Origin of the sequence: Embleya sp. NPDC020886, from assembly GCF_044333915.1 — a bacterium.
Lineage (GTDB): Bacteria > Actinomycetota > Actinomycetes > Streptomycetales > Streptomycetaceae > Embleya.
In genome coordinates, this window is record NZ_JBIRRX010000007.1 from 460,139 (window position 1) to 468,602 (window position 8,464).

Genomic DNA, 8,464 nt, shown 5'->3' on the forward strand with positions numbered 1-8,464 from the left:
CGGGCCCGGATCGCAGATGCATAAAGTATTCATATAAAAGTGCTATGCTTCGAGTGTGAGCCTTCAAGACGAAACCCGTCGCGATTCCACTGCCGTCGGGTCGGCCCTCTACGGGCTGGCCACCAGGGCCGTGAGGCGTCTTCCGCGAGACCTGAGCCTCACGTCCGCTGCCACCCTGGCCACCCTGGACAGGACCGGCCCACGACGAATCACCGATCTGGCCGTGAGCGAGGGTGTCACCCAGCCCGCGATGACCGTCCTGGTTCGGGTGATGGAGGAATCCGGGCTGGTCGAGCGGAGAGGCGACCCGTCCGACCGGCGGGTCACGCTGGTGTGCCTGACCGCGGCCGGCGCGTCCTACGTTCGGGCGCGGCGCCAGGCGGGCGTCGATGCGTATGCGCAGTTGATCGACGAACTCGCCGACGACGAAGTCGAGGCCTTGGTGGCAGCCCTTCCGGCGCTGCTGCATCTGGCGGAGCTCGAAAGCTTGGACCGAGAAGGGTCGAGGCAGTGACGGGGTGGTCGGTCGGCGGGGTCGCCGGGAACTCCGACGGAGGCCTCGGGCGGATATGGGAGATGGTCGCCGAGCCGGACGAGCCGTGGGCGGGAGGGGTCCGGACCCGCATTCGACCCGGCCTGTTCGACCACATCACGACCGGGACCAGCCGGTGAGCACTACCCCGGAGCACTCCGAGGCGCGGCTGCTGGTCCCCTCCCTGATGTTCATCGCCCTGGTCGTGGCGGCGGTCGGCAGCCTGGGCACGCCGCTCATCACCAGCGTGGCGACCACGTTCCACGTCTCGCTCGACAGCGCGCAGTGGACGCTGACCATCTCGCTGCTGAGCGGCGCCGTCGCCACGCCCGTCCTCGGCCGGCTCGGAGCCGGCCCACACCGACGAGGCACGATTTTGGCCACGCTGGCGGTCGTCGTCGCCGGCAGCGCGCTCACCGTGCTGCCGCTGCCGTTCGGGTGGCTGCTCGTCGGCAGGGCGGCCCAAGGCGTCGGGCTCGGTCTGACGGCGCTGATGATGGGCGTGGCCCGCGACCATCTCCCCGAAGGGCGCAGCGCGGCCACGATCGCCCTGATCTCGGTGGTCTCGATCATCGGGGCCGGCGTCGGCTACCCGCTCGCCGGGCTGCTTGCCGAGTTCGGCGGGGTGCGGGCCGCCTACGGCCTCGGTCTGTTCGTCACCGCCATCGCCTTCCTGGCCGCATGGCGCGCCATCCCCGCGGCTCCCGAAGGCCGTTCCGCGCACGTGAACGCAACGGGCGCGCTCGTCCTGGCAGGTGCTCTGTTCCTCGTCCTGTTCCTCGCAAGCGAGACGAGTCTGTGGAGCCGTCACCTCGCCGTGGCGGTGGTCCTCGCCGTCGTTGCCGTGCTCCTGCTCTGCATCTGGATCGCCTCCGAACTGCGTAGCAAGACACCCCTGGTCGATGTCCGGGCGATGCGGCACCCGGCGGTCGCCGGGGCGAACATCGCCATGTTCGTCGGCGGGTTCGGCATGTACCTCCTGCTCACGCTCATCACCCGATACGCGCAGACGCCGCACAGCGCCGGCTACGGCTTCGGGCTGACCACCTTCGTCGCCGGGCTGGTCCTGGTCCCGTTCTCCGTGCTGGGGTTCGTCGCCGGCAAGCTCACGCCTCGGGTGCGCGAACGGGTCGACGCCCCCTTGCTCCTGGCCGGCAGCGCCGTCGTCGTCGGTGGCGGGTTCGTCCTCTTTGCGGCGGCCCGGTCGAACCTGGCCGAACTGTTCGTGGCAATGGGCGTGCTGGGTTTCGGAGTCGGCAGCTTCTCGGCTGCCATGCCGGGCGTCATCCTGGCCGTCACCCCCAAGAGCGAGACGTCGAGCGCCATGAGCTTCAACTATGTCGTCCGTAGCGTCGGGTACTCCCTGGGCAGCGCCATGGGCGGCCTGATCCTGGCCGCCGGCACCGACACCGACCATCTCTTCCCGAACGACGGCGCCTACACCAAGGCAGCGCTGGTCGGCATCGCCGCGATGGCGATCACGGCTATGACCGGCCTTGCCCTCGCCCGCCGACGCTCGCCCGAGACCAACCCGACCGCAGCCCCGAACCAGGCCCGGTCGAGCCGATGACCGGCTCGCCGGAAGGGACGGCGCTGTTGTGGTCGGCGGGACTTGACCATGGCTTTGGAACCGCCCCGGCCCCGGCCTCCGCCGGCTTGCGCGGTCGCACAGGGCGGAGTCCGGCGGCACCGGCCTGGCAGCACCGGCGTGGCGGAGCGGGCCGGCGGTAGAGGTCGGGGGAACCGCCGGCAATCCGGCGATCCGGTGGATGGACCATGCCGCGGTGCCTCAGAATGGGTTGCGGAGCGCGACCGGATGGCATCATCCCGTTGCCGTCGATCGGCGTGTCCGCCCATCGCCCCATGACGTCGGCCATCGAACGACCTCCCCGGCGTTCCGCGAACCCACCTTGTCCGACCCGTCGATCGGGGGGAAATGACAGGTCCCGTGCCGCGCCGTTCCCACAGCGAGGCCACCCGGCTGCTCTGCGCCGGCGCGTATCTCGACAACGACTTTCGCGGCGCCGTGATCGAACACCTGGTGCGGCACGAGGAACGACCGGTCGCGCCGTCGCTGGGCGTCGACGTCGTACCGGTCCTCGCGTATGCGTTGCGGGCCCGTCGCCGCGAGGCGCAGACCGGCGTCACGCTGCTGTTCCTCTGGGTGGCGTTCATCGTCTTCGACTACCTCAGCGGGGATTCCTTGCCGAGTATGCCGATGGCGGGGGCAATCGGTTACGCCGTGTTGTGCTTCCTGCTGTGGAGCACGCGGCGGAGCGTCGGGCGCGGTGTGTACGCCGTGGACCGGACCACGCTGCGCAAGGCCGTGCCGGGGCAGCGCGGCCGGATCATGACGCTGATCCCGCTCGGCGTTCGGTTGCTGGCGGTGGCCTACTGGGTCCTCGCCCTGTTGGGTCTCGTTCTCGCACCGGAGAGCCACTGGCCTGCGGTGGCCTTCCCGTTGCTGCTCACGCTGCCGATCTGGGAACACCGCGCCCATGTCACGGGCGTGATGCGCCGGGAGTTGGCGCGCGGTGCCTTCGGTGGCCTGCCGCGTGCCGCGCTGCCCTCGAACGCCCACTATCGCCGGATCGGCGAGTCCCTGGATCGCGAGCAGTACGCGGCGCTGACCATCTACGACCCGCTGCGCCCCTTCATCGGAGTGGGACTCCCTTACGAGCCTTGGTCGTTCGCGCTGGACCTGAAGCGGCGTGCCTCGGCGGAGCCGGGTCTGGGCCCGCTCACCGGTGCCCGGGTCATCGAGCTGATCAGGCCCCGGATCGAAGCGTTGCGGGATTCGGCGACGGCCACCAGCCGCGATCGGCTCAGGGATCTGGAGATCGAGGAGTTCGTCTATCTGCCGGTGGGGGCGCCGCGCGTCGAGATTCCCTACGACCGGCAGACCGTCGAGCAACATCTGCACGACGCGGTGGACGAGGGCGGCGAGGCGCGACGTCACTTCCTGCGGATCCGGGTCGGCGGCCGGGACGAACAGGTCGGGGTGACCGTGCTGGTGCGGGTCCACACCCAGGGCGGAATGCTGGTCCTGGAGGTCGTGCCGCACGTGCTCACCCCGGTGAAACCGGAATACCGGGCGGCCGACGTGGTCGCCGGTCGCACCTGGGACGGCGCGGCCCGAGACGTGGTACGGGCCGTTCTGACCGCCCCCTCCGCCGGGTTCGCCGCCGGCCTCTCCCTGGCGAGCACCGTGCTCGCGGTGTTCGGGACCTGGCTGGCGGACCCGGAGCGCGCGCTGCCGGACGCCCCCGAGACCTCGGTGCGGGAGTTGGGCAGTACCGGGGAGGTCTCGCTCTTCCAGGAGATGGACATCAGCCGGTACGTGAAGACCATCCAGGACCGGATCGCCGGCGGGGTGCGGGACGCGCTCGCCGACCAGGGCTACGAGTCGGACCAATTCGATCAGCAGGTCGTGCAGGTGAGCGAGGGCAGCGTGTTCATCGGCTCCATGAGCGGCGGAGCGTTGGCAGTCGGCAGCGGGGCCAAGGCCCGGCACGTGGTGGGGAGTGACGCGAAGTGACGGCCGAGCCGAACGATCGAGAGCGTGCGGGGGCCGAGGAACCGGTGGTTCCCGAGGCCGTGGCGGAGGCGGCCCGGCCTGTCGATGCCGGAGGCGGCGTTTCCATCGGGCGGATGACCGGCGGGGCCGTTGCCGGCGGCTACCGGGCCACCGCCGAGGACCGGTCCGAGCGGGTGGGCTCCTGGGAGGCATCGGCGGGCACGGACGTCCCGCGCCCGTCCGTACCGCCGTCGTCGTCCGGGGTCAGCGTCGGGACGATGGCGGGTGGCGCGGTGGCGGCCGGGTGGGAGGCGAGAGCCGTGGACGCCTCGCGCCGGTTGATCTCGGCGTCGCCGGAACTGGTCGGTTCGCTGGAGGTGTTGCGCTCACAACTGCCGTTGCTCGCTCGTACGCAGGACGACGGAATCGACGAGGTTGCCGGGCAACTGGCGGCCATCGAGGGCGAGATCGCGAACGGCGGGCAAACGGAACGCCATCGCCTGGAGCGGTTGCGGATGCTGCTGACCGGCGGAGGCACGGTGGCCGGTGGGCTGGCGTCGGCGCTCGCCGTCGTGGAATCGATCACCCAGATGCTGGGGTGAGGGGTGAACGGCGTGAGCCGGTGGGACGCGGAGCGGCAGGAGTGGGTGGAGGGCCCAGGCTCCGAGGGGGCTGCGGGGCCGGAGGGGGAAGCACGGTTCCCGCCGGTGCCGCCGATGCCGCGAGTGCCGCCGACGGTGCCGACGCCGTCGACGCCACCGGATGGGGTTGACGCGGGACGGACGGCGTCGGCCCCGGCGCCGGACCCTCCGGACGGCCGGTCGGGTGCCGGGGACGGCGTGAGTCGGTGGGACGAGGAGCGGCAGGCGTGGGTGGAGGGACCGTACTCCGGGCAGCCCTCGGGGCCGGACCGGGAGCCACCGTTCCCGCCACCGGCGGCGGCGCCGCTCGTGCCGCCGCCCGGGTCGACGCCACCGGATGCGCCTGAGACGGGGCGGACGGCGTCGGCCTCGGCGTCGGACCCTCCGGACGGCCGGTCGCCCGCTGCGGACGACGCGCGGCGGCAGGAGGCGGAGCGGCAACAATCGGCGGTGGGCCCACGCCACGGGCCGCCTCCGAAGCCGGACCGGGAACCGTCGTTCCCGCCGACAACGCCAACCGTGCCGACAGCACGCGAGGCGGCCGATACGCCACGGACGACGTCGACCCCGGCCCCGGTGCCGGGCGTTCCACGCCGCCGATCCCGCGCCGCAGGGGGCGCCAGTCGATGGGACGCGGAGCGGCAGGAATGGGTGCAGGGCCAACCCCCTGAGCGGTCCCCGGGAGCGGACCGGGAACCACCGTTCCCGCCGGCAGCACCGGACGCGGCCGGCGCGACCCGAAAGCCCCCGGCGTCAGCCCCAACCCCGTTGCCGAACACCCCACGGGGCTGGTCGCACGCGGCGATCCTGACCGCGGTGATCGCCGCCGTCCTCGTCCTGGCCGGGTTGGGCGTCACCGCTTGGGTGGTGCTGGCCGACCCCGACCTGGACCTGTTGGGGCGCGACACGCGTGACGAACCGTACGAACCTCCCGGAACCCCGTACTACAGCCTTCCTCCGTACGCCGTCCCGACAGTGCCGGCGACGCCGTCCACGGGCGCTTCCAACTACCCCGGTCCGTCCTACTCGCCGTCGCCGTCCCGTACTCCCGACCCGCTCGACAAGGCTTTCGCGGTCGTACGCACCGGAGATTGCGTCAGCGCCTACTACAGCGGTCTCGAGTGGAATCGAAACGCACCGTACGTCGTCAGTTGCAGCGCAGCCGACGCGTATATGTACGTGGCCTCCACGCGGGATGACGCGACCTGCGCGGCGTCGGGGCGAGGACGCACCTTCTGGAGCCACACCAACGATGACGGCTCTCTCGTCAAGTTGTGCCTGGAACGGCGGTTTCGCGCGGGCCAGTGCTTCCTGGCGACGAAGGCAGGCGACTCGATGCAGGCGAATCTGAGCACGCTGTGGGACTGCAACGCCACGACGGTGCCGAAGGATTACACCTACATCATGAAGATCACCGGCCTGCTGCCGGGCAACAGCAACGTCAACTACTGCCCGGGTGATTCCAGGAAGACACACTCCGGCTGGCTCTCCTACGACGGCTATCTGGTGTGTGCCGAGAACGCCCTGTGAACCTCGGCCGTGTTCCGACACGGGGATGAGCCCGACGTCGTGCGCGTGGCCCCGACCTGCCGGCATGGCGCACGCGGCAGGAGGTGCCTGCTCGGTGAGCCGCCTGTCCGAAAACGGTTCGTGGATGCCAATACGCCAGATTTTCGAGGCGGCCGGCGAAGTAACCGGCCGGGTGGTTCGGCTTCGGAGGAGGTCGTCGCGGGGAAGTCCCCACACGCGTGGGGGTTTCCGGCGTGGGCGGGTTAGCGTGGTGGGTATGGGGTTTCAGGGGCGTGGGGGTGGGTCGGTGGCGGCTGGTGGGCGGGTGTGGGAGGTCGAGGAGTCGTTGGTCGTGCCGCTGCCGGCGGCGGCGGTCTATGCGGTGGTCGCCGATGTGCGGCGGATGAAGGAGTGGAGTCCGGAGGTATTCGGGATTTGGCTGCGGGGCCGGGACTTCGTCGGGTTCAACCGGCGGGGCCCGTGGGTTTGGTTCACCACGTGTCGGGTTGTGGTTGCCGAGCCGGGGCGGGAGTTCGCGTTCGATGTCACTTCGTTCGGGCTGCCGATTGCCCGTTGGGGATACCGCCTGACGCCGGCCGAGGAGGGGACGGAGACCTTGGTCACCGAGTACTGGAACGATCGGCGGCGGGACGGGTGGCGGCGTCGGGTCGCCGAGGTGCTCGGGCTGGTCTTCACCGGGACCCCGCCCGCGCAGCGTGCCGCGCGTAATCGCCACGGCATGCGTACGACGTTGCTCCGGCTTCGGGCCGCGTGTGGTGGAGCTCCCTGACCGGGCAGCCGCGGCTCGGGCCGGGGACGACTACCGCGCGTCGGGTCGGTGGTACAGCGCCCGGCAGCGGGCCGGGTCCGGCGGGATGGCGAGGAAGTGGTCGAGCTGCCAGGCCCGGGTCCGGTCGGCCTGCCGGTTGCTCGTGCTCACCCACGGCGGATAGACGCGGAAGCCGCGCTTGCCGCCCGCGCCGTGCACCGAGAGGATGCCTCGTTCGCGCAGCACCTCCCTCGGGAAGACGAACTGCCCGAAGTTTTCGCCCTGTCGGGAGCTGATCACCGCCAGATCGAGCGAGCCCTCGGCGGTCAGCGGCGCGATCGGGCCGGCGGCCGAGCGTCGCCACAGGGTGACGAATTGGCCGACCTTGGTCGGTGTCGTCCTGGCGATCCGGAAGTGCACCTCGGCGCCGTCGACGGTGAACACGTGGGCCCCGTACTCCGCGCTCTCCGGCTCGCCCACCGGCGTCGAGCACACGAACCCGTTCGGGTCGTAGACCAGGGCCTTCGCCGCGAGCAGGTCGGCGGGAAGCGACGCCGGCCAAGGGGCGGGCCCGCTCCCGGGGACGCCGGGACGGTCGTGGTTCACGGTCATTCCGGCATCCTGCCGGCCCGCACGGTGTGATGCCCGGTAGGCCAACCTGCGGCCTACCGGGCATCACAATCGGGGAAGTCGGGGACCAACTTACGTGCGGTTCGACTCAGCAGGCGCCGAGGTCGACCCACACTCCCCACTGACCGGTGGTTCCGGGGACTTCGCCCTGGGTCCACCACTTGGCGCGGTAGGTGTGGCCCTGGTAAGAGACCACACTGCCGTTGGTGTAGACCGAGTTCGCGTTCCACGCGGGCGCGGAGCAGCCGCTCGGGCCGTCACCGACGGTCAGGGTGTACGTGGTCGAGTGCACGACCGACCCGGTGCCCGTGATGGTGATCGGGTACGTGCCCGGGGCGGTGTTCGCCGCGACCGTGATGGTTGCGGTGGCCGTGTTGCCGGACAGGACGGTCGTCGGGTTGATGGTCACCACGACGCCGCTCGGGGCTCCACTGGAGGAGAGCGTCAGGGTCTGCGCCGCGCCGCTCACGGTGGTGGTGTTCACCGTCGCGGTGCCCTGGCCGCCGACCTGGATGGTACCGGCGGACGGGACGGTGGAGACGGAGAAGTCCGGGCCGGGGGTGGTGCCGCCGACCGCGGTCTTCCAGATGGTGTAGGCGACACCGTCGGCGCTGCGGTTGAGCACCGTGGCGCTGATGTTGGCGGTGGTGTCGCACGCGGAGTGGTAGCAGGAGTCGTACGAGGCGTTGGCCTGGCCGCCCCACTTGGTGGCCTGTGCCGAGGTCTTGATCGCGTCGGCGCCGGCCGCGTAGCCGGAGGTGGGGATGCCTGCCTGTTGGAAGGAGTAGTCGTCGGAGCGGCCCTGGCCCTCGACGTTCTCCTCGGGACGCAGGTTGAGGCTGTCCCAGTAGGCCTTCATCGGTGCC

At 71.0% G+C, this 8,464-nt stretch carries 8 protein-coding genes; 6 read left to right on the forward strand and 2 right to left on the reverse strand.

Features of this window, described 5'->3' with window-relative positions; all coding sequences use genetic code 11:
* Positions 1-151 precede the first annotated feature (151 nt).
* The 6 genes from ACH4U8_RS26070 to ACH4U8_RS26095 all read left to right on the forward strand — a co-directional run bounded on the left by ACH4U8_RS26070 (position 152) and on the right by ACH4U8_RS26095 (position 6,989).
* Positions 152-514 carry a MarR family winged helix-turn-helix transcriptional regulator gene (locus ACH4U8_RS26070; RefSeq protein WP_395780567.1) on the forward strand — a complete coding sequence of 121 codons (363 nt, stop codon included), beginning with the start codon at positions 152-154 and terminating at the stop codon, positions 512-514.
* A gap of 205 nt (positions 515-719) precedes the next feature.
* Positions 720-2,102 carry an MFS transporter gene (locus tag ACH4U8_RS26075; RefSeq protein ID WP_395780569.1) on the forward strand — a complete coding sequence of 461 codons (1,383 nt, stop codon included), beginning with the start codon at positions 720-722 and terminating at the stop codon, positions 2,100-2,102.
* Positions 2,103-2,480: 378 nt separating this feature from the next.
* Complete coding sequence (locus tag ACH4U8_RS26080; RefSeq protein ID WP_395780537.1) at positions 2,481-4,070, forward strand: hypothetical protein; 1,590 nt, start codon at positions 2,481-2,483, stop codon at positions 4,068-4,070.
* A gap of 113 nt (positions 4,071-4,183) precedes the next feature.
* Entirely contained in the window at positions 4,184-4,651 is a 468-nt protein-coding gene (locus tag ACH4U8_RS26085) for a hypothetical protein (protein ID WP_379989996.1), read from the forward strand.
* Between the two features lie 855 nt (positions 4,652-5,506).
* Positions 5,507-6,220: a hypothetical protein gene (locus ACH4U8_RS26090; RefSeq protein ID WP_395780539.1), complete on the forward strand. Its 714-nt coding sequence runs from the start codon at positions 5,507-5,509 to the stop codon at positions 6,218-6,220.
* Positions 6,221-6,506: 286 nt separating this feature from the next.
* Positions 6,507-6,989, forward strand: coding sequence for an SRPBCC family protein (locus tag ACH4U8_RS26095; protein WP_395780541.1), 483 nt, complete (start codon positions 6,507-6,509; stop codon positions 6,987-6,989).
* Between the two features lie 30 nt (positions 6,990-7,019).
* Here ACH4U8_RS26095 and ACH4U8_RS26100 read toward each other — a convergent pair whose 3' ends face one another.
* Both ACH4U8_RS26100 and ACH4U8_RS26105 read right to left on the reverse strand, forming a co-directional pair.
* Positions 7,020-7,580 (reverse strand): MepB family protein, encoded by a 561-nt coding sequence (locus ACH4U8_RS26100; RefSeq protein ID WP_379989992.1) that lies wholly within the window; start codon positions 7,578-7,580, stop codon positions 7,020-7,022.
* 106 nt (positions 7,581-7,686) lie between these two features.
* Positions 7,687-8,464, reverse strand: a 778-nt coding sequence (locus tag ACH4U8_RS26105; protein WP_395780543.1) for a carbohydrate-binding protein, incomplete at its 5' end; no start/stop codon positions are given.

Excerpts from the sequence above, each read along its gene's own strand:
- ACH4U8_RS26075 (WP_395780569.1), top strand. The coding sequence starts at position 720 with ATGTTCATCGCCCTGGTCGTGGCGGCGGTCGGCAGCCTGGGCACGCCG.
- ACH4U8_RS26085 (WP_379989996.1), top strand. The coding sequence starts at position 4,184 with ATGACCGGCGGGGCCGTTGCCGGCGGCTACCGGGCCACCGCCGAGGAC.
- ACH4U8_RS26100 (WP_379989992.1), bottom strand. The coding sequence starts at position 7,580 with ATGACCGTGAACCACGACCGTCCCGGCGTCCCCGGGAGCGGGCCCGCC.